This window comes from Mesorhizobium sp. f-mel, assembly GCF_053850215.1.
On sequence record NZ_JBSPTO010000014.1, the window covers coordinates 59,209 to 77,828 of the forward strand.

Consider the following 18,620-nt stretch of genomic DNA (forward strand, 5'->3'; position numbering starts at 1 on the left):
CGGATTGATCCAATTGCGACGTGCGATTTACGCCACGGCATGTCGCATTCGGTCTTGCTTACGGCGTTCCGTTGCGGTCATTATTCTCCTCACAAGAAACGATAAAAAACGACCACAAGGTCGAACCAACAGAGTGAGGAACTCAACATGTCGAACGAACTGGAATTTCTTAGCCGGCGCGTCGCATCCGGCAAACTGAGCCGTCGTGATTTTCTCGGCCGGGCGGCAGCACTCGGCGTCACCGCGACGTTCGCCAACTCGCTGCTTTCAAGCGCGGCGCGCGCCGCGGGTCCGGTCAAGGGCGGCACGCTGAAGGCCGGCCTGGTCGGCGGCGAGTCCACCAACAGCCTCGATCCGGCCCTGTTCATGACCCAGGTGCCGTTCGCCTTCGGCAAGATGTGGGGCGAACTAATCGTCGAGCTCTCCCCGGAAGGCAGTCTCGAGAACCGCATTGCCGAGGAGATCGGCTCGTCGGACGACGCCAAGGTCTGGACGCTGAAGATCCGCGACGGCGTCGAATTCCACAATGGCAAGACGGTGACCGCCGAGGACGTGGCGGCGACGCTCGAACGCCATTCGGACGAGAAGTCGAAGTCGGGCGCGCTCGGCTACATGAAGGGCATCGAGAGCATCAAGGCCAGCGGCAAGGAAGTCGTGCTGACGCTGAAGGAAGCCAATGCCGACCTGCCCTATCTGCTCAGCGACTACCATTTGATCGTCCAGCCCAATGGCGGCAAGGACAAGGCCGATGCCGGCATCTCGGCCGGACCCTACAAGATCACCATCAACGAGCCCGGCGTGCGCCATGGCGGCGAGCGCTTTGCCAATTACTGGCAGGGCGACAAGATGGGCCATGCCGACCAGATCGAGATCATCGTCATCAACGATGCCACTGCGCGCACCTCGGCCCTGCAGGGCGGCCAGGTCAACATGATCAACCGCGTCGAGCCGAAGATCGTCGACCTGATCAAGCGCCTGCCCGGCGTCACCATCCGCAACCATGCGGGGCCGGGTCACTATGTCTTCATCATGCACTGCGACACAGCGCCGTTCGACAATAACGACCTGCGCATGGCGCTGAAGCTGGCGATCGACCGCGAGGAGATGCTCGACAAGGTTCTCAGAGGCTATGGTTCGCTCGGCAACGACTTCCCGATCAATGCGTCCTATCCGCTGTTCACTGAGATCGAACAGCGCAAGTATGATCCCGACAAGGCCAAGTTCCATTTCAAGAAGTCGGGTCACGACGGCGCGGTGCTGCTCAGGACCTCGGACGTCGCCTTCCCCGGCGCCGTCGACGCTTCCCAGCTCTTCCAGCAGAGCGCCGCCAAGGCCGGTATCCAGATCGAGCTCAAGCGTGAACCGGGCGACGGCTACTGGAACGAAGTCTGGAACAAGCAGCCCTTCTGCGCCTCCTACTGGGGCGGCCGCTCGACCCAGGACCAAATGTATTCGACCGCCTATCTGTCGACGGCCGACTGGAACGATACGCGTTTCAAGCGCCCGGATTTCGACAAGATGGTGCTGGCGGCCCGCGCCGAACTCGACGAGACCAAGCGCAAGGCGATGTACCACGACATGGCTGTCCTTGTGCGCGACGAGGGCGGCCTGATCCTGCCGATGTTCAATCAGTTCATCGACGCGACGGGCGCCAAGGTCGCCGGCTGGGTCGACGATCCGCATCAGGAGCTGATGAACGGCTACGCACTGGCAAAGTGCTGGCTCGAAGCCTGAGCCCGGCCTTGCGGATATGTCCTCACCCATCGTGAAACTGGTGGCCCAGCGCATTGCGCTGGGCATCCTCTTGCTGTTGGCCGTATCGGTCCTGATCTTCGCCGGAACCCAGATCCTGCCCGGCGATGTCGCGCAAGCCATCCTCGGGCAGTCGGCGACACCGGAGTCGCTCGCCAATCTGCGCGAGCAGCTCGGCCTCAACGATCCGGCCTTTATCCGCTATTTCCGCTGGCTCGGCGGCGTCGTGACCGGCGATCTCGGCACCGCCATGTCGAGCGGGCAGGATATTGCGGCGTCGATCAAGGGGCGGTTGTGGAACACGCTGTTCCTCGCCTTCTGGGCGGCGGTCGTGGCCGTGCCGCTGGCGATCGTCCTCGGCCTGATCGCAGTGCGTTACCGCAATGGCTGGGTCGACAAGCTGATCTCCGGACTGGCGCTTGCCTCGACCTCGTTTCCCGAATTCTTCATCGGCTACGTGCTCGTCTATTTCTTCGCCGTGAAATACCAGATCTTCCCCGGCATCTCGACAGTCTATGACGGAATGCCTTTCGGCGAGCGCATGCAGGCGATCATGCTGCCGGCGGCGGCACTGACGCTGGTGGTGCTCGCCCACATGATGCGCATGACGCGCGCCGCTATCCTCAATGTCATGCAATCGGCGTATGTGGAAACCGCCGAGCTCAAGGGGCTTTCGGCATTCGCCGTCATCCGCAGGCATGCCTTTCCCAATGCGATTGCGCCGATCATCAACGTCGTCATGCTCAACCTCGCCTATCTGATCGTCGGCGTCGTCGTGGTCGAAGTGATCTTCGTCTATCCGGGCATGGGCCAATATCTCGTCGACCACGTCACCAAGCGCGACGTGCCGGTGGTGCAGGCGGTCGGCCTGATCTTCGCCGCTGTCTACATCAGCTTGAACATCATTGCGGACATAGCGGCGATCGTCGCCAATCCGCGTCTCAGACATCCGAAATAGGGGAGCGGGCATGCTCGACATAAAACGCATCCCCATCCCCGCGCTGATCGGCCTGGTGCTGACGGCGCTGTTCGTGCTGGCAGCGATCTTCGCGCCCTGGATCGCGCCGTACGGCAATGGGGAGATCGTCGGCGATGTCTGGGGACCGATGTCGGCGACACATTGGCTGGGCACCGACAATCTCGGCCGCGACCTTCTTTCGCGCATGATCTATGGCGCCCGCGTCACGCTGTTCATCGCGGTGCTGGCCACCGCGCTGTCCTTCTCGCTCGGCGCAATCCTTGGCTTCTCGGCGGCGGTTTTCGGCGGCTGGTTCGATACGCTTATGTCGCGCCTTGTCGATCTCCTGATGTCGATCCCGACGCTGATCATGGGCCTCGTCGTGCTGTCGGTGCTGCCAACCAATCTGGTGACGCTGATCCTGGTCATGGGCATTCTCGACTCGACCCGCGTCTATCGCCTGTCGCGGGCGGTCGCCGTCGACATAAACGTCATGGATTTCGTCGAGGCGGCCAAGCTGCGCGGCGAAGGCAGCATGTGGATCATCTTCCGCGAGATCCTGCCCAATGCGTTGTCGCCGCTGGTTTCGGAACTCGGCCTGCGCTTCATCTATGCGGTGCTGTTCCTGTCGACGTTGTCCTTCCTCGGACTTGGCGTGCAGCCGCCTAGCGCCGATTGGGGCGGCATGGTCAAGGAAAACAAGGACGGCATCGTCTTCGGCATAGCGGCGGCACTCATCCCTGCGGCGGCGATCGCGATGCTGGCGATTTCCGTCAACCTCGTCGCCGACTGGGTGCTCAACCGCACGACAAGCCTGAAGGGAGGGCGCGGATAATGGCTGACCAGCGAGCAAAGTCCGTGCTGCTCGACATCCGCAATCTGCGCATCGAGGCCACGGTGTTCCCGCCGGGCGAGCCGCCGAAGAACATCGTGCTGGTCCATGATGTGTCGCTGACGCTCGAGAAGGGCAAGGTGCTCGGCCTGATCGGCGAGTCCGGCGCCGGCAAGTCGACCATCGGCCTGGCGTCGATGGGCTATGGCCGCGGCGGCGTGCGCATCACCGGCGGCGAGGTCATTCTGAACGGCCGCGACATCCTCAAGGGCGGCAAGGAGGGCTTTCGCAAGCTGCGCGGCCGCGAGGTGTGCTATGTCGCGCAATCGGCTGCCGCCGCCTTCAACCCGGCGCACAGACTGATGGACCAAGTGGTCGAGGCGACGCTGCTGCATGGCACGGCGACACGGGCCGCGGCCGAAAAACGCGCCGTCGCGCTGTTCAAGAAGCTCAGCCTGCCGAACCCCGAAAGCATCGGCGAGCGCTTTCCGCACCAGGTGTCCGGCGGCCAGCTGCAGCGCGTGATGACGGCGATGGCGCTGTGCTCCGAGCCCGACCTGATTGTCTTCGACGAACCAACCACGGCGCTCGACGTGACGACGCAGATCGACGTGCTGGCGGCGATCAAGGACGCCATCCGCGACACCCATGTCGCGGCGCTCTACATCACTCACGACCTTGCCGTCGTCGCGCAGGTCTCGGACGAGATCATGGTGCTGCGCCATGGCCGGCTGGTCGAATGGGGCGGCACCCGCCAGATCATCAAGGAGCCGCGCCAGGAATACACCAATGCGCTGGTCTCGGTGCATGAGATCGAGCACCAGGAGCAGAAGCCCGGCACGACGCCGTTCCTGTCGGTCAAGAACATCACCGCTGCCTATGGTCGCAGCCATATCAAGGTGCTGAAGAACGTCTCGGTCGACATCTATCCGGGCCAGACGCTGGCCGTGGTCGGCGAGTCCGGGTCGGGCAAGTCGACACTGGCGCGCGCCATCACCGGCCTCCTGCCACCCGAAGAGGGCACCGTCACCTTCGATGGACGTCCGCTCGCCAACCGGCTCGCCGACCGGCCCAAGGAGGATCTGCGCCAGTTGCAGATGATCTATCAGATGGCCGACGTGGCGATGAACCCGCGCCAGACCGTCGGCACCATCATTGGCCGGCCGCTCGAATTCTATTTCGGTCTGCGTGGAAGGCAACGTGACGCCCGCGTCGCCGAGCTGCTCGACAAGATCGAAATGGGCAAGGGTTTCATCGACCGCTACCCGGCCGAGCTTTCCGGCGGCCAGAAGCAGCGCGTCTGCATCGCCCGCTCGCTTGCGGCCAAGCCGAAGCTGATCATCTGCGACGAGGTGACCTCGGCGCTCGACCCGCTGGTGGCCAATGGCATTCTGAAGCTGCTGCTCGAGCTGCAGAAAGAGGAAAACGTCGCCTATCTGTTCATCACCCACGACCTCGCTACGGTGAAGTCGATCGCCGATTCGATCGCGGTGATGTATCGCGGCGAGGTGGTGCGCTACGGCGCGAAAAGCCAGGTGCTGGCGCCGCCGTTCGATGCCTACACCGACCTTCTCTTGTCCTCAGTCCCCGAAATGGAAATCGGCTGGCTGGAAAAGGCGATCAAGGGACGGCGCATGGCCAGCGCGGGCAATTAGACACCCCCGTGGCGCTGACGACAAAACTTCTGCTGATCATCCTCGACGGCGTGCCTTACCGCAACTGGCGCCGGCTGATGGGCAATCTCGAAGGCTGGGTGCAATCGGGCGAAGCGCGCATCTGGAAGATGCGTTCCGTGCTGCCGTCGACCTCGGCCTGCTGCTATGCCTCGATCCACACCGGCGTGGCGCCGCAGGTGCATGGTATCCTGACCAACGAGAACCGGTTTCGCGTCGAGCAACCGGATATCTTCTCCGAGGTCAGCAAGGCCGGTGGCAAGACCGGCGCGGTCACCCATTCCTACTGGTCCGAATTCTTCCGGGCCTATCCTTTCGATCTGGTCGAGGATATGGAATTCGACGAGCCGGGCGGGCCGATCACGTATGGCCGTTTCCACACGATGACCGGCTACAACGCCCGCAACCAGATGACGCCGAGCGACATCGACCTGTTCGCGACGCTGACCATGCTGACCAGGCGCCACGGCATCGACTACGGCATCCTGCATACCTGCACACTGGACTCGATGGGCCACCGCTTCGGCCACGACTGCCACGAGATGGACCATGCCGTTTATGCGATGGACGGCATGCTGGCCACCTTCCTGCCGCGCTGGCGGGACGCCGGCTACGAGGTGATCGTCACCGCCGATCACGGCCAGACCGATCGCGGCCATCATGGCGGCCATGACGACGATATGCAGGATTTTGCTCTGTATTATTTCGGACAGGGCAAGGGTCCGGAGGCCGATACGCTGCTCGACCAGCTGCAGCTTGCGCCGACGGTGCTTGCGCGCCTTGGCGTGCCGGTGCCCGCGACAATGAAGGCCAAGCCGTTCCTCGACTGATGCGCGTCTCCACTTCTCCCCCTTGTGCGAGAAGGAATTTGCGCGCCTTTGGCAACGTTGCCGCTCTTCGGCTAGGCTCCGGAAAAATCCTGGGCGGAAGTGGTGAACCGTTTTGCCCTGATCAGCGCAGACAGAAGCGCCACGGCCGTGAATTTCGGCCCCAAGGGCAGGGACAAAGATTTCGACTACGGCCTGCTGGTCACCAAGGCGGCCGAGGCTGCGATGGTATAGCTCTGGCGCTTTGGGGTTGTGTTGATTCAGGTCAGGTCGAGCCGAAACCAGTGCGCTAGGCCCGGGCTCCGGCGACCGATCCCCGTACCACCAGATCGACCGGCCAGACTTCGCCGCGGGCGCCCTCCTCCAATCCGGAAATCCGCGCCGCCAGCCGCTCGGCGACGCGCGCGCCGGCCAAACGGATCGACGAACGCGTCGTCGACAACGGCACCGAAAAATTTTCCGGCTTCAGCCAGGGGAAGACGTCGTCATGGGCGATCAGCGACAGGTCGCCGGGGATGGTCAGGCCGAGATCGCGCGCCGCCCGCACGACGCCGAGCGCCATGATCAGGCTGGAGCAGGCGATCGCGGTCGGCGCATCGCTGCGCTCGAGCAGCCGTCTGGCGGCGCGGTAGCCGTTCTCCTCGGTCATGGCGAGGGAACAGACATGGCCTTCGCCTAGGGCCAGACCGCTCGCCGCCAGCGCCCGGCGCACGCCACGCTCGCGGTGAATGGCGAAGGTCTCGCGGTCGTCGCCGTTGATCAGCGCCAGCCGCCGGTGACCGAGCTGGACGAGCAGCCGAGCCGCCTCGTGGAAGGCGCCCTCATTGTCGATGTCGGTGTAGGGGTAGTCGAAATCGAGCCCTTCGCTGCGGCCATGGACGATGAAGGGGATGCCGAGCGTGCTGACCAGCGCCACCCGCCGGTCGGCCGGCCTCGGCGATGAGATGTAGACGGCGTCGACCTGCCGGTTGGCGACGATGCGCCGGTAGGTCGTCTCCTCGTCGTCGGCATCGGCCGGGGACAGCACCAGGTCGAGTTCGTGCAAACGGGCGTAGTCGCCGAGACCGGACAGGAATTCGACGAAATGCGGGTCCATGTCGACGGTCGTCCCGGTCGGCAAGACATAACCGATCATCCCGGTCTTGCCGGTCGCCAGCCGGCGCGCGCTCGGGTTGGGGCGGTAGCCGTGGCGCTTGGCGGCGTCGATCACCCGCCGGCGCGTTTCCTCGTTGACTTCCGGGTAGCCGTTGAGCGCACGGCTCACCGTTGTCTGCGAAAGCGCCAGCATCTGGGAAAGCTGTTTGAGGTTCACCGGAGGCCTCCAAGCCTCAAAGCGCTTTTAACTATGGATTGTCGGCCCCGCCACGGCAGCGCTGCTGCATTTAAGATCATAAGCACTGTTTCTGACCGGTTTGAAGCAAAATTTGCTGCTGCTGCGCCAAAAAAGCCTACTGCATCGCATTTAGTTGCTCCTTATGTCGGCAGAATTAAATCGATTAGCCTATCTCCCTCTTGACTCCTGATCCATTCAGTGGCGTGATCGGAAAGACCCAAAGCGCTTTGGAAGACTCTTCGAAAGGTTGCGGTTCCTTTCCGACTGAGTCACAGTCCTGCGGCGTCGGCGGACGGAATGGAGGTTCCGTCCGGTGTTTGTCACCACTGGGAGGGAATACCTATGACGAAAATGCTTCTGCTGAGCGCCGCTTTTGTCACGCTCGCCTTGGGGGCACCGGCGCAAGCCGAACTGAAGTTCAAGCCGGGTGAAGACCCCCGTTTCAACTGGGCAAACTACGAAGAGCTCAAGAAGGTTGACCTCAAGGGCGAGACGCTATCGATCTTCGGGCCATGGCGCGGCGAGGACGAGGGCCTTGTGCGCACCGTTCTCGACTATTTCTCGGAGGCCACCGGCGCTGAGATCAAATACTCGTCGTCGGAAAATTACGAGCAGCAGATCGTCATCGACACGCAGGCCGGCAGCCCGCCCAACATCGCGGTGCTGCCGCAGCCGGGCCTAATCCAGGATCTGGCGTCCAAGGGCCTGCTGACGCCGCTCGGCGACGACACCGCCAACTGGATCAAGGACAATTACGGCGCCGGCCAGTCATGGGTCGACCTCGGCACCTTCAACGACAAGGACGGCAAGCCGGGCTTCTTCGCCTTCCCCTACAAGGCCGACGTGAAATCGCTGGTCTGGTACTCGCCGGACAATTTCGAGGAAGCAGATTACGAGGTGCCGAGGACGCAGGAAGAGCTCGCCGAGCTTGAAAAGAAGATCATCGCCGACGGCGGCACGCCATGGTGCATCGGGCTCGGTTCGGGCGGCGCCACCGGCTGGCCGGCGACCGACTGGGTCGAGGACATCATGCTGCGCACGCAGACGCCCGAGACCTACGACAAGTGGGTGAAGAACGAGATCCCATTCAACGATCCCGCGGTGGTCAACGCCATCGACATTTTCGGCAAGATCGCGACCGATGACAAGATGGTCGACGGCGGCGCCAAGGCGGTGGCGGCGACCGACTTCCGCGACAGCCCGAAAGGCCTGTTCTCGGTGCCGCCGAAATGCTATTTGCACCATCAGGCGTCGTTCATCCCGACCTTCTTCCCGGAAGGCACTGAGATCGGCCAGGACGCCGATTTCTTCTACTTCCCACCTTATGCTTCCAAGCCCGACCTCGGCACCCCGGTGCTCGGCGCCGGCACGCTGGCCATGATCACCAAGGATAGCAAGAGTGCCCGCGCGTTCATCGAATTCCTGAAGATGCCGCTCGCCCATGAGATCTGGATGGCCCAGGGCGGTTTCGTGACGCCGTTCAAGTCGGTCAACAAGGAGGCCTATGCCAGCGACGCGCTGAAGAAGCAGGGCGAAATCCTTGCCGAAGCCTCGACCTTCCGCTTCGACGGGTCCGACCTGATGCCGGGCAAGATCGGCGCCGGCGCCTTCTGGACCGGCATGATCGATCTCGTCGGCGGCAAGTCCGCCCAGGATGTCGCCACTGACATCCAGAAGAGCTGGGACGCGATCAAGTAGGCGGTCCCGGCTGACGTGCGGACTGCCGATCCTGAATGGATCCGGGGCTCAGTGGCCCGGATCCGACCGGCGGCCCGCGCCGCAGCAATCTTTGTTTATGAGCACATTCCGGCATGACGCGCGACCAGCAAGACTAGAACCCCGCCTTGCATCCGGTCGCGTTCCAAACAACTGAATCGGCGCATGATCCGGTCGCCAAAGCCATTCTCGACTGGCGGATCATGCGCAGAGGGAGGGACCCGTGGCGGCTCAGATTTTCTCGGCCATATTCGTCATCATCGTCGGCGTCGGCGGCTGCGTCGCCTATTTCTGGGGCGCCAACAAGCTGGTGGACATCATCTTCCCGTCGCGCGGCGTTGCAGGTGCTGCGGCCATCGACAATCTGCGCCGGCAGGGGATGATCCGGCCGTGGCTGTTCGTCGGCCCGGCCATGATCATCCTCACCATCTACCTGATCTACCCGGTCGTGGAGACGCTCAGGCTGTCGTTCCTCGATCGCGGTGGCGCCAACTTCGTCGGCTTCGCCAATTATGAATGGGCGTTCGGCGACCGCGAGTTCCGCACCTCCATCCTCAACAACATCATGTGGCTTGCGGTCGTGCCTGCCGCCTGCACTTTCCTCGGGCTGATCATCGCCGTCCTCACCGACAAGATCTGGTGGGGCACCATCGCCAAGAGCCTCATCTTCCTGCCGTTGGCCATCTCGTTTGTCGGCGCCAGCGTCATCTGGAAATTCATCTACGAGTATCGTGGTGCTGGCCAGACGCAGATCGGCCTGCTCAACGCCATCATCCAGTATTTCGGCGGCCAGCCGCAGGTCTGGATATCGCTGCCGTTCTGGAACAATTTCTTCCTGATGATCATCCTGATCTGGATCCAGACCGGCTTTGCCATGGTCATCCTGTCCTCGGCCTTGCGAGGTATTCCCGAAGAGACGCTGGAAGCGGCCGTCATCGACGGCGCCAATCCGTTCCAGATCTTCTGGAAGATCATGGTGCCGCAGATCTGGGGCACGATCGCCGTCGTCTGGACCACCATCACCATCCTGGTGCTGAAGGTGTTCGACATCGTGCTGACCATGACCAACGGCCAATGGAACAGCCAGGTGCTGGCCAATCTGATGTTCGACTGGATGTTCCGCGGCGGCGGCGATTTCGGCCGCGGCGCGACCATTGCCATCATCATCATGATCGCGGTCATTCCGATCATGGTCTGGAACATCCGCCAGGCGAACAAAGAGACGGGGGGACATTGAGATGACTGTCTCGACCGGAAAGTCCTTTGCCAGCCGTTTCGGCGTCCATATCGCTGTCTTCATCTTCGTCGCGATCTGGACCGTGCCGACGCTCGGCATTCTCGTCTCGTCGCTGCGCGACAAGGATCAGATCATCGCCTCGGGCTGGTGGAACTCGTTTGCCAGTTCCACCCAGACGGAAGCGGGCCGGCTGCCACCCGCCTCGGCGCAAGTCGAGAAGGACGGCAAGTTCGTCCTCGAGGGCAACATCTTCGGCGACGATCCGGCCCGCGACATCAGCGCCTTCGGCGTCAAGTCGTCGGCACCGACGCAATATCCCGCCGGCACGACAGCCGATCTCGGCGACGGCGAGACCTTGCAGCTCAACGCCGACGGCAGTTTCGTTATGACCTCGACCAAGCCCTTCGAGGGTGAACGCGGCCAGCGCGTCTACTACGCCTCGTCGGCGCCACCGAAATTCACCACCGACAATTACAATACGGTGCTGTTCTCGGAGGGCATCGGCCGCTCCTTCATGAATTCGCTGACCGTCACCATTCCGGCGACGGTCATCCCGATCCTGATCGCGGCGTTCGCCGCCTATGCGCTGGCCTGGATGCGCTTTCCCGGCCGGGCGTTGCTCATCGCGGTGATCATCGGGCTCTTGGTCGTGCCGCTGCAGATGTCGCTGATCCCGCTGCTAAAACTCTACAATGGCGTCGGCAGCTTCTTCGGCGTGCCGTCGAAAACCTATCTCGGCATCTGGCTGGCGCATACCGGCTTCGGCCTGCCCTTCGCCATCTATCTCCTCAGAAGCTACATTGCCGGCCTGCCGCGCGAAATCATGGAGTCGGCGCGCATCGACGGCGCCAGCGATTTCGAGATCTTCGTCAAGATCGTGCTGCCGCTGTCGTTCCCGGTGCTGGCCTCCTTCGCCATCTTCCAGTTCCTGTGGGTGTGGAACGATCTGCTGGTCGCGATGGTTTTCCTCGGCACCGAAGGCGACCAGATCGTGCTGACCGCCAAGCTCAACGCGTTGCTCGGCTCGCGCGGCGGCGACTGGGAGATCCTGACGACATCGGCTTTCATCACCATTGTCGTGCCGCTGATCGTGTTTTTTTCGCTGCAGCGCTATTTCGTCCGCGGGCTGCTCGCCGGCTCGGTCAAAGGGGGTTGAGATCATGCAAGCCGCTGTGAAAGCAACGTTGAGCCCCGACCTCGCTGTCGACCGCGACTGGTGGCGAGGTGCCGTGATCTACCAGATCTATCCGCGCAGCTATCAGGACTCGAACGGCGACGGCATCGGCGACCTCAGGGGTATCATCCGCAGGCTGCCCTATATCGCGGCGCTCGGCGTCGATGCCATCTGGATCTCGCCGTTCTTCAAGTCGCCGATGAAGGATTTCGGCTACGACGTATCAGACTATTGCGACGTCGATCCGATGTTCGGCACGCTGGCCGATTTCGATGCCCTGACCGCCGAGGCGCACAGGCTCGGGCTCAAGGTGATGATCGACGAGGTGCTGTCGCATACCGCCGACATCCATCCGTGGTTTAGGGAAAGCCGCTCGAGCCGCACCAACCCGAAGGCGGACTGGTATGTCTGGGCCGACGCCAAGCCCGACGGCACGCCACCCAACAACTGGCTGTCGATCTTCGGCGGCTCGGCCTGGCAGTGGGACACCAGCCGCCAGCAATATTACCTGCATAATTTCCTGGCCGAGCAGCCCGATCTCAACTTCCACAGCCGCGCGGTCCAGGATGCGCTGCTCGATGTCACCCGCTTCTGGCTGGAGCGCGGCGTCGACGGCTTCCGCCTCGACACAATCAATTTCTACTTCCACAGCCAGGGCCTGGAGGACAATCCGCCGCTGCCGCCCGAAGAGCGCAACGACCAGACCGCTCCTTCCGTCAACCCTTACAACTACCAGGACCATCTCTACGACAAGAGCCGCCCCGAAAATCTCGGCTTCCTCGAACGCTTCCGCGCGCTGCTCGACGAATATCCGGCGACGGCGGCGGTCGGCGAAGTCGGCGATTCGCAGCGCGGGCTCGAGGTGGTGGCGGCCTATACCGCCGGCAGCAAGCGCGTGCACATGTGCTATTCGTTCGACTTCCTGGCGCCCGAAAAGATCAGCGCGGCAAAGGTGCGTTCGGTGCTGGAAGCCTTCGGCAAGGTTGCCAGCGACGGCTGGTCGTGCTGGGCCTTCTCCAACCATGACGTGATGCGCACTGCCTCGCGCTGGGCGGTGGGCGAGGCCGACCAGACCGCTTATCTCAAGGTGATCTCGGCGCTGCTGATGTCACTGCGCGGTTCGGTCTGCATCTATCAGGGCGAGGAACTTGGCCTTGGCGAAGCGGAATTGCAATTCGAGGACCTGCAGGACCCCTACGGCATCCGCTTCTGGCCGGAGTTCAAGGGCCGCGACGGCTGCCGCACGCCGATGGTCTGGAATGGCGCGGACGGCAATGGCGGCTTCTCCAAGGCGAGGCCGTGGCTGCCCGTGCCCGCCAAGCACCTTTCGCAAGCGGTCGATGTGCAGCAGGGCGACGACAGCTCGCTGCTCGAACACTACCGGCGCTTTCTCGCTTTCCGCCGTTTGCGTCCGGCGCTGGCCAAGGGCGAAATAGACTTCATCGAAAGCCAGGGCGATACGGTCGCCTTCACGCGCTGCGAGGGCAACGAGCAGATCGTCTGCGCCTTCAATCTCGGCAGCCGACCGGCCGAAATCGATGTCGGCGGACGCTCGCTGCAGCCCTTGCCGGGGCACGGGTTTTCGGGACAGACTGGCGTCGGCTCTATCCGCCTCGGTGGCTACGGCGCCTGGTTCGGGCGTGTCAACTGAATTTGCAATTCACTGGAGGGAATCATGGCCGATGTCACGCTAAGGCAAGTGAAGAAATCATACGGCAATCTTAACATTCTCCACGGCATCGACCTCGACATAAAGTCGGGCGAGTTCATCGTCTTCGTCGGCCCTTCCGGCTGTGGCAAGTCGACCTTGCTGCGGTCCATCGCCGGGCTTGAGGAAATCACCTCCGGGGAGCTCAGGATCGACGGCGAGGTGGTCAACGACGTGCCGCCGTCGAAGCGGGGCATCGCCATGGTGTTCCAGTCCTATGCGCTCTATCCGCACATGACCGTCTACGACAACATGGCGTTCTCCATGAAGATCGGCAAGGAGAGCAAGGCAGAGATCGACAAGCGAGTGCGCCAGGCCGCGGAAATCCTGCAGCTGACAAAATATCTCGACCGCCTGCCCAAGGCGATGTCGGGCGGCCAGCGCCAGCGCGTCGCCATCGGCCGCGCCATCGTGCGCAACCCGAAGGTTTTCCTGTTCGACGAGCCGCTGTCGAACCTCGACGCGGCACTGCGCGTCGCCACCCGCATCGAGATCGCCAAGCTCAAGGAGTCGATGCCGGCTACAACGATGATCTACGTCACCCACGACCAGGTCGAGGCGATGACGCTGGCGGACCGCATCGTGGTCCTCAAGGAGGGCCATATCGAGCAGGTCGGCACGCCGATGGATCTCTACAAGAAACCCGGCAATCTGTTCGTTGCCCAGTTCATCGGCTCGCCGGCAATGAACATCCTGCCGGCGACGATCGACAAATCAGGCGACCCGACCGTCGTCAGTCATGTCGGCGGGCGCAAGGCGACGGTGCCGATCGCCACGCCAGCGTCAGTGAAGGGCGCTTCGGTGAGCTTCGGCGTGCGGCCTGAGGATCTGATGATCGCCACCGGGACGGATTATCTTTTCGAGGGAACGGTGGACTATGTCGAGCAACTCGGCGAGGTTCAGCTCGTCTATGTCGACATCGGCCGCTCCGAACTGCCGCTGGTGACCAAGCTGCCCGGCAATGTCGAGGTCAAGCGGGGTGCTGCGCTGCGGTTGAATGCCGATGCCGGCGACCTGCATATTTTCGATGCCGACGGACATTCCTTCACACTCCACAAAGCGGAAGCAAAGGCAGCCTGAGGCCGGCGGCCTAACTGCTGGATACAGGCAGTTTGGCGAAGGCAAAAAACAAGAGCGGCGGGCAAAGCCCGCCGCTCTTGTGCGTTCAGGTCGCTGTTAGCGGCCGAACAGGTTGCGGTCGCTGCCGTGGACAGGCTTCTCGTCAGCCGGAACCGGATTTTGCGCCGGGGCCGAATTCTGGATCGAAGCCGTGTACGAGCTGTCGACCGCTACGGCCGGTTGGTTGGCGCCGTTCGATCCATAATTGTCGCTACCGGCAAATGCGCTGCCGGCGACGGCCAGAACGGCGGCGGTCGCAAGAAGGATCTTCGTCATTTCAGTACTCCTGGATTTTTCGTGTTCCACCAGCGCGGCGGGCAAATGCCGCCGCTGCTGTTGGGATCGACACTAGTTGTTGCCGAAGAGGTTACGGTCGCTGCCGTGGACGGGCTTCTCGTCAGCCGGAAGCGGCTTCTGCGCCGAAGCCGAATTCTGAATCGAAGCCGTGTACGAGCTGTTGTCGACCGCAGCGGCCGGCTGGTTGGCGCCGTTCGATCCAAAATTGTCGCTGCCGGCAAAAGCGCTGCCGGAGACGGCCAGAATGGCGGCGGCGGCAAGAATGATCTTCTTCATTTCTAGTACTCCTGAATTGTCGTATCCCCTCAGCGCGGCGGCCGCGGTCTTTATGAAAGACAACGCCGCTCTGCTGTTTGGGATCAGCTGTTAATTGTTGCCGAAAAGGTTGCGGTCGGCGCCCTGGACAACGGGCTTTTCAGCGTGAGCCGGCTTCTGAATGGAAGCCGTATACGAGCTGTTGTCGACCGCAGCGGCCGGCTGGTTGGCGCCGTTGGACCCATAATGGTCGCTGCCAGCAAAGGCGCTGCCGGTGATGGCCAGAACGGCGACGGCAGTAAGAGCAATCTTTTTCATTTTTGGTACTCCAGTATCTTAATTTTCCGTCCGTCTAGCGGCGTGTCTTGGGAGGAATTCGCGTCGGACAGCCCCGATGTGGGAAGGTTGTTCGGCGGATTCCAATCACTAAGTTGTTCCGTGTGGACCAAGAATCTACACCTTGAAATTGTACCAGATGCTTCCAGTAGGGTTATTTTATTTTTTGTTTCAGAGGTTTATGCCAAAGGCGCCATTCGACCATTTGACGAATTGCCCGACCTGCGTTCACAGCGTCATGCACGCATTGTCAACAGAAACGAACCGTTCGGTTCGATTTTAGATGCGGCTTAAAAGCCGGTGCTGAGTTGTTGTCGAATCGTTAACCATTTAGGCGCCCTGCAATGGTTAAATCCGGCGTGCCTTCAGAACCGGCAGCGCTCGCAGCCGGGTGCAAATTCATCCCCCTCAAATCCCGGCCCACAGGGTTTCGCCGCCGTGTCGCGCCGCATGGATACGATGTCGCTTTCATGCCGACAGTCAGCCATCCGTCATGATTAGATCACGCCAACTCAGGTGCCGCTTGGTGACGACGAAGCGGAGAATTGGGAAGCCGGTCAGAACCCGGCGCTGCCCCCGCAACGGTGGTGGAGTTCAAGTCGCAACGGGAGACCACTGGGCCACAAGCCTGGGAAGGTGTCGCGATGAGTCCGCAAGGACACTCCAGAGCCCGGAAACCAGCCCGAGATTTCTAGACACGACTGATCGCGGTGGGCGGTCAAGAGGTGGATGATGCATGTCTGGCCTGTCCGCCGGCCTGCGAGCGATCCTTCCTCCATCACCACCAGTTCAGTCTTTGGAGCGACGTGCGTCCATTTGGACGCACAAAACACGCTCGAAGACTTTGAATTGCGCATCGTGCTTTCCGAAATCGATTCCGATTTCGGGCCGATGCGACGGTTATAAGGAACAGGACATGGATGCGCGCAACGACATGCTGAGGCTCTTGCACGGCCGCAGGGCAGGCTATTCGCTCGAGCAGCCCTTCTATACTGATGCCGATTTCTTCAAGCTCGACATGGAGCTGATCTGGTATCGCGACTGGCTGTTCATCGGCCACGATTGCGAGTTGCCGAAGCCGGGCAGCTACATCACTGCCCAGGTCGGCGACTATCCGGTCGTGCTGGTCCGCGACCAGCAAGGCAGGATCAATGCCTTCCACAATTCCTGCCGGCATCGCGGGAGCCGCGTCTGCAACGCCGACAGAGGCACGGCGGCGAAGCTTGTCTGCCCCTATCACCAGTGGACCTACGAGCTGGATGGCCGGCTTTTGTTCGCAAGGCAGATGGCGGACGGCTTCGACAAGAGCCAGTTCAGCCTGAAGCCGGTGGCTTGCGAAAGCGTTGGCGGCTACATCTTCATCTGCCTGGCCAAGAAGCCCGCCGATTTCGCGCCGATGCGCGCCATGATCGAGCCTTACCTCCTGCCGCACCGGCTGCGCGACGCAAAAATCGCCTTCGAATCGACCATCGTCGAGAAGGGCAACTGGAAGCTCGTCTGGGAAAACAACCGCGAGTGCTACCATTGCGCCGGCAACCATCCGGAACTGTGCAAGACATTCCCGGAAGCGCCGACCGTGACTGGCGTGCAGGGCGCCGATAGCGATCCGGAGATGCTCATGCACTGGGCGAAATGCGAGGCGGCGGGCTTGCCGAGCAGGTTCCGCATCGATCCGGCCGGGCAGTATCGTGCCACCCGCGCGCCGCTGCTGCGCGATGCCGTCAGCTACACGATGACGGGAAGACGCGCGGTGAAGAAGAACCTTTCCGACAGCGTTTCGACCGAGCGCATCGGCTCGCTGCTGCTCTATCACTATCCGACGACCTGGAACCACATCCTCGGCGACCATGCCGTCACCTTCCGCGTGCTGCCGATCAGCGCCACGGAAACGGCCGTCACCACCAAATGGCTCGTCCACAAGGACGCGGTCGAAGGCGTCGATTACGATCTCGCCGAACTCACCCGTGTCTGGACCGAGACCAACGATCAGGACCGCCGCATCGTCGAGGAAAACGCCTTCGGCATCCTGTCGCCGGCCTATGAGCCCGGCCCCTATTCTGAACTGCATGAGGGCGGCGTCATCCAGTTCGTCGAATGGTACGCCTCCTTCATCGGGCCGCGCCTTGCCGAGGACGGCCGGCCGGCGTTGCGCAGCGTCGCCTGAGAAAGGTCAAGGGTATGAACTCGATGACGGATCTCGGGCTCTACCGCCATCTCGACGAGATGGCGCCTTGGAACGACAGGCTTCAGGTGCTGGAAGTGATCGGCGTCAGCGACGAGGCGCCTGACGTGAAGACCTTCACCTTCCGCTCCGACAACCAGACCTGGTTCCGCTACAGACCGGGGCAGTTCGTGACGCTGGAACTGCCGACCACTGACGGCCCGCTGATGCGGACCTATACGCTGTCGTCCTCGCCGTCGCGGCCGTTCTCGATCGCGGTGACGGTGAAAGCGCAGGCCGGCAGCCTCGGCACACGCTGGATGTTCGACAATCTAAAACCCGGCGTTCACGTGAAAGCCTATGGGCCGACCGGCGACTTTTCGCTGCACAGCCACCCCGCGGCCAAGTATCTGTTCATTTCGGCCGGCTCCGGCGTGACGCCGATGATGTCAATGCTGCGCTGGCTGAACGACTGCGCGCCATGGACAGATGTCGGCTTCGTCAACTGCGCACGAAAGCCCGAGGAGATCATCTTCCGCAAGGAGCTCGAACTGCTCGGCAGCCGCATGCCGGGCCTAACGCTTGGCTTCATGATCGAGGAGCGCTCCAGCCGCGAGGGCTGGTTCGGCCATATGGGCCGGATCGACGCGATACGGCTGCCGCTGCTGGCGCCCGATTTTCGCGAGCGCGAAATTTTCTGCTGTGGTCCCGACCCGTTCATGCGCGCCGTGCGGCAGATGCTTGAGGCGGCCGGATTCGATATGGCCAACTATCATCAGGAGAGCTTTGCGGCCCCAGTGGTGGAGGAAATACTGGCCCCGTTCACATCACCGGCAAAGGGTGGGCCGGCAAAGGGTGGGCCGGCAGAGGGCGGGGTCGAGACACCTGCCGAGGCCGCAACGCCGATCCGCTTTTCGCTTTCGGATGTCGATGCCGACTGCGTTGCCGGCCAGACCGTGCTGCAGACGGCGCGCGCTTCGGGCGTGCGCATCCCAGCGGCTTGCGAGTTCGGCCTGTGTGGAACCTGCAAGGTGAAAAAGGTCTCGGGCACAGTCGAGATGAGCCACAATGGCGGCATCCTCGATCACGAGATCGACGACGGCTTCATCCTTGCCTGCTGTTCGAAGCCACTGACGGCGCTCGAAATCGACGCCTGACCGGCGAGGCCGCTAAAGCGCGTCGCGTTTGGCCGGCCTTATGCGACGCGCTTACGTTGTCGTTTTCTATGCATGTCATTATCGC

General features: G+C 62.3%; 17 protein-coding genes and 1 riboswitch. Of the genes, 13 read left to right on the top strand and 4 right to left on the bottom strand.

Going from position 1 to position 18,620, the window contains the following annotated elements:
* The first annotated feature begins 147 nt into the window (after positions 1–147).
* From ACWUKX_RS18155 to ACWUKX_RS18180, 6 genes are all read left to right on the top strand, one after another.
* The gene (locus ACWUKX_RS18155; RefSeq protein ID WP_095517400.1) at positions 148–1,734 is read left to right on the top strand and encodes an ABC transporter substrate-binding protein; all 1,587 of its coding nucleotides are present in this window, start codon (positions 148–150) and stop codon (positions 1,732–1,734) included.
* Between the two features lie 16 nt (positions 1,735–1,750).
* Positions 1,751–2,710 (top strand): ABC transporter permease, encoded by a 960-nt coding sequence (locus tag ACWUKX_RS18160; RefSeq protein ID WP_456008239.1) that lies wholly within the window; start codon positions 1,751–1,753, stop codon positions 2,708–2,710.
* A gap of 10 nt (positions 2,711–2,720) precedes the next feature.
* Positions 2,721–3,545 (top strand): ABC transporter permease, encoded by an 825-nt coding sequence (locus ACWUKX_RS18165; RefSeq protein WP_287333039.1) that lies wholly within the window; start codon positions 2,721–2,723, stop codon positions 3,543–3,545.
* Complete coding sequence (locus ACWUKX_RS18170; protein ID WP_029347544.1) at positions 3,545–5,197, top strand: ABC transporter ATP-binding protein; 1,653 nt, start codon at positions 3,545–3,547, stop codon at positions 5,195–5,197. The genes ACWUKX_RS18165 and ACWUKX_RS18170 overlap by 1 nt, the downstream gene beginning before the upstream one ends.
* 8 nt (positions 5,198–5,205) lie before the next feature.
* Positions 5,206–6,045, top strand: a complete 840-nt coding sequence (locus ACWUKX_RS18175) for an alkaline phosphatase family protein (protein WP_456008240.1) — start codon at positions 5,206–5,208, stop codon at positions 6,043–6,045.
* A gap of 102 nt (positions 6,046–6,147) precedes the next feature.
* A complete protein-coding gene (locus ACWUKX_RS18180; protein WP_456008241.1) occupies positions 6,148–6,276 on the top strand; it encodes a hypothetical protein in 129 nt (42 codons plus the stop codon).
* A gap of 55 nt (positions 6,277–6,331) precedes the next feature.
* On the opposite strand, the gene ACWUKX_RS18185 is transcribed toward ACWUKX_RS18180, so the two are convergent.
* Positions 6,332–7,354, bottom strand: a complete 1,023-nt coding sequence (locus tag ACWUKX_RS18185) for a substrate-binding domain-containing protein (RefSeq protein ID WP_456008242.1) — start codon at positions 7,352–7,354, stop codon at positions 6,332–6,334.
* A 363-nt stretch (positions 7,355–7,717) separates the two neighbouring features.
* Between ACWUKX_RS18185 and ACWUKX_RS18190 the strand changes: the two genes are divergently transcribed.
* The 5 genes from ACWUKX_RS18190 to ACWUKX_RS18210 all read left to right on the top strand — a co-directional run bounded on the left by ACWUKX_RS18190 (position 7,718) and on the right by ACWUKX_RS18210 (position 14,290).
* Complete coding sequence (locus ACWUKX_RS18190) at positions 7,718–9,073, top strand: ABC transporter substrate-binding protein (protein WP_029347540.1); 1,356 nt, start codon at positions 7,718–7,720, stop codon at positions 9,071–9,073.
* A gap of 241 nt (positions 9,074–9,314) precedes the next feature.
* The gene (locus ACWUKX_RS18195) at positions 9,315–10,328 is read left to right on the top strand and encodes a carbohydrate ABC transporter permease (protein ID WP_065006607.1); all 1,014 of its coding nucleotides are present in this window, start codon (positions 9,315–9,317) and stop codon (positions 10,326–10,328) included.
* A gap of 1 nt (position 10,329) precedes the next feature.
* Entirely contained in the window at positions 10,330–11,484 is a 1,155-nt protein-coding gene (locus ACWUKX_RS18200) for a carbohydrate ABC transporter permease (RefSeq protein ID WP_456008243.1), read from the top strand.
* A gap of 4 nt (positions 11,485–11,488) precedes the next feature.
* Positions 11,489–13,153, top strand: coding sequence for a beta-galactosidase BglA (gene bglA / locus ACWUKX_RS18205; RefSeq protein WP_456008245.1), 1,665 nt, complete (start codon positions 11,489–11,491; stop codon positions 13,151–13,153).
* 24 nt (positions 13,154–13,177) lie between these two features.
* Positions 13,178–14,290: an ABC transporter ATP-binding protein gene (locus ACWUKX_RS18210; RefSeq protein WP_455848568.1), complete on the top strand. Its 1,113-nt coding sequence runs from the start codon at positions 13,178–13,180 to the stop codon at positions 14,288–14,290.
* Between the two features lie 96 nt (positions 14,291–14,386).
* On the opposite strand, the gene ACWUKX_RS18215 is transcribed toward ACWUKX_RS18210, so the two are convergent.
* From ACWUKX_RS18215 to ACWUKX_RS18225, 3 genes are all read right to left on the bottom strand, one after another.
* Complete coding sequence (locus ACWUKX_RS18215; protein ID WP_456008246.1) at positions 14,387–14,605, bottom strand: DUF680 domain-containing protein; 219 nt, start codon at positions 14,603–14,605, stop codon at positions 14,387–14,389.
* A 72-nt stretch (positions 14,606–14,677) separates the two neighbouring features.
* Positions 14,678–14,902: a DUF680 domain-containing protein gene (locus tag ACWUKX_RS18220; RefSeq protein WP_456008247.1), complete on the bottom strand. Its 225-nt coding sequence runs from the start codon at positions 14,900–14,902 to the stop codon at positions 14,678–14,680.
* Positions 14,903–14,992: 90 nt separating this feature from the next.
* On the bottom strand, positions 14,993–15,199 hold the full coding sequence (locus tag ACWUKX_RS18225; RefSeq protein WP_029347529.1) for a DUF680 domain-containing protein: 207 nt from the start codon (positions 15,197–15,199) through the stop codon (positions 14,993–14,995).
* 515 nt (positions 15,200–15,714) lie between these two features.
* Positions 15,715–15,917: riboswitch (cobalamin riboswitch) on the top strand.
* Between the two features lie 216 nt (positions 15,918–16,133).
* Between ACWUKX_RS18225 and ACWUKX_RS18230 the strand changes: the two genes are divergently transcribed.
* Positions 16,134–17,381 (top strand): aromatic ring-hydroxylating oxygenase subunit alpha, encoded by a 1,248-nt coding sequence (locus ACWUKX_RS18230; protein ID WP_456008248.1) that lies wholly within the window; start codon positions 16,134–16,136, stop codon positions 17,379–17,381.
* A 23-nt stretch (positions 17,382–17,404) separates the two neighbouring features.
* Positions 17,405–18,535 (top strand): hybrid-cluster NAD(P)-dependent oxidoreductase, encoded by a 1,131-nt coding sequence (locus tag ACWUKX_RS18235; RefSeq protein WP_029347525.1) that lies wholly within the window; start codon positions 17,405–17,407, stop codon positions 18,533–18,535.
* Positions 18,536–18,620 lie beyond the last annotated feature (85 nt).

What these genes read in the sequence shown, in the direction of transcription:
- ACWUKX_RS18225 (WP_029347529.1), bottom strand. Translation starts at nt 15,199, where the DNA reads ATGAAAAAGATTGCTCTTACTGCCGTCGCCGTTCTGGCCATCACCGGC.
- bglA (WP_456008245.1), top strand. Translation starts at nt 11,489, where the DNA reads ATGCAAGCCGCTGTGAAAGCAACGTTGAGCCCCGACCTCGCTGTCGAC.
- ACWUKX_RS18200 (WP_456008243.1), top strand. Translation starts at nt 10,330, where the DNA reads ATGACTGTCTCGACCGGAAAGTCCTTTGCCAGCCGTTTCGGCGTCCAT.
- ACWUKX_RS18160 (WP_456008239.1), top strand. Translation starts at nt 1,751, where the DNA reads ATGTCCTCACCCATCGTGAAACTGGTGGCCCAGCGCATTGCGCTGGGC.
- ACWUKX_RS18210 (WP_455848568.1), top strand. Translation starts at nt 13,178, where the DNA reads ATGGCCGATGTCACGCTAAGGCAAGTGAAGAAATCATACGGCAATCTT.
- ACWUKX_RS18220 (WP_456008247.1), bottom strand. Translation starts at nt 14,902, where the DNA reads ATGAAGAAGATCATTCTTGCCGCCGCCGCCATTCTGGCCGTCTCCGGC.
- ACWUKX_RS18235 (WP_029347525.1), top strand. Translation starts at nt 17,405, where the DNA reads ATGACGGATCTCGGGCTCTACCGCCATCTCGACGAGATGGCGCCTTGG.
- ACWUKX_RS18170 (WP_029347544.1), top strand. Translation starts at nt 3,545, where the DNA reads ATGGCTGACCAGCGAGCAAAGTCCGTGCTGCTCGACATCCGCAATCTG.
- ACWUKX_RS18190 (WP_029347540.1), top strand. Translation starts at nt 7,718, where the DNA reads ATGACGAAAATGCTTCTGCTGAGCGCCGCTTTTGTCACGCTCGCCTTG.
- ACWUKX_RS18165 (WP_287333039.1), top strand. Translation starts at nt 2,721, where the DNA reads ATGCTCGACATAAAACGCATCCCCATCCCCGCGCTGATCGGCCTGGTG.
- ACWUKX_RS18155 (WP_095517400.1), top strand. Translation starts at nt 148, where the DNA reads ATGTCGAACGAACTGGAATTTCTTAGCCGGCGCGTCGCATCCGGCAAA.
- ACWUKX_RS18215 (WP_456008246.1), bottom strand. Translation starts at nt 14,605, where the DNA reads ATGACGAAGATCCTTCTTGCGACCGCCGCCGTTCTGGCCGTCGCCGGC.
- ACWUKX_RS18230 (WP_456008248.1), top strand. Translation starts at nt 16,134, where the DNA reads ATGGATGCGCGCAACGACATGCTGAGGCTCTTGCACGGCCGCAGGGCA.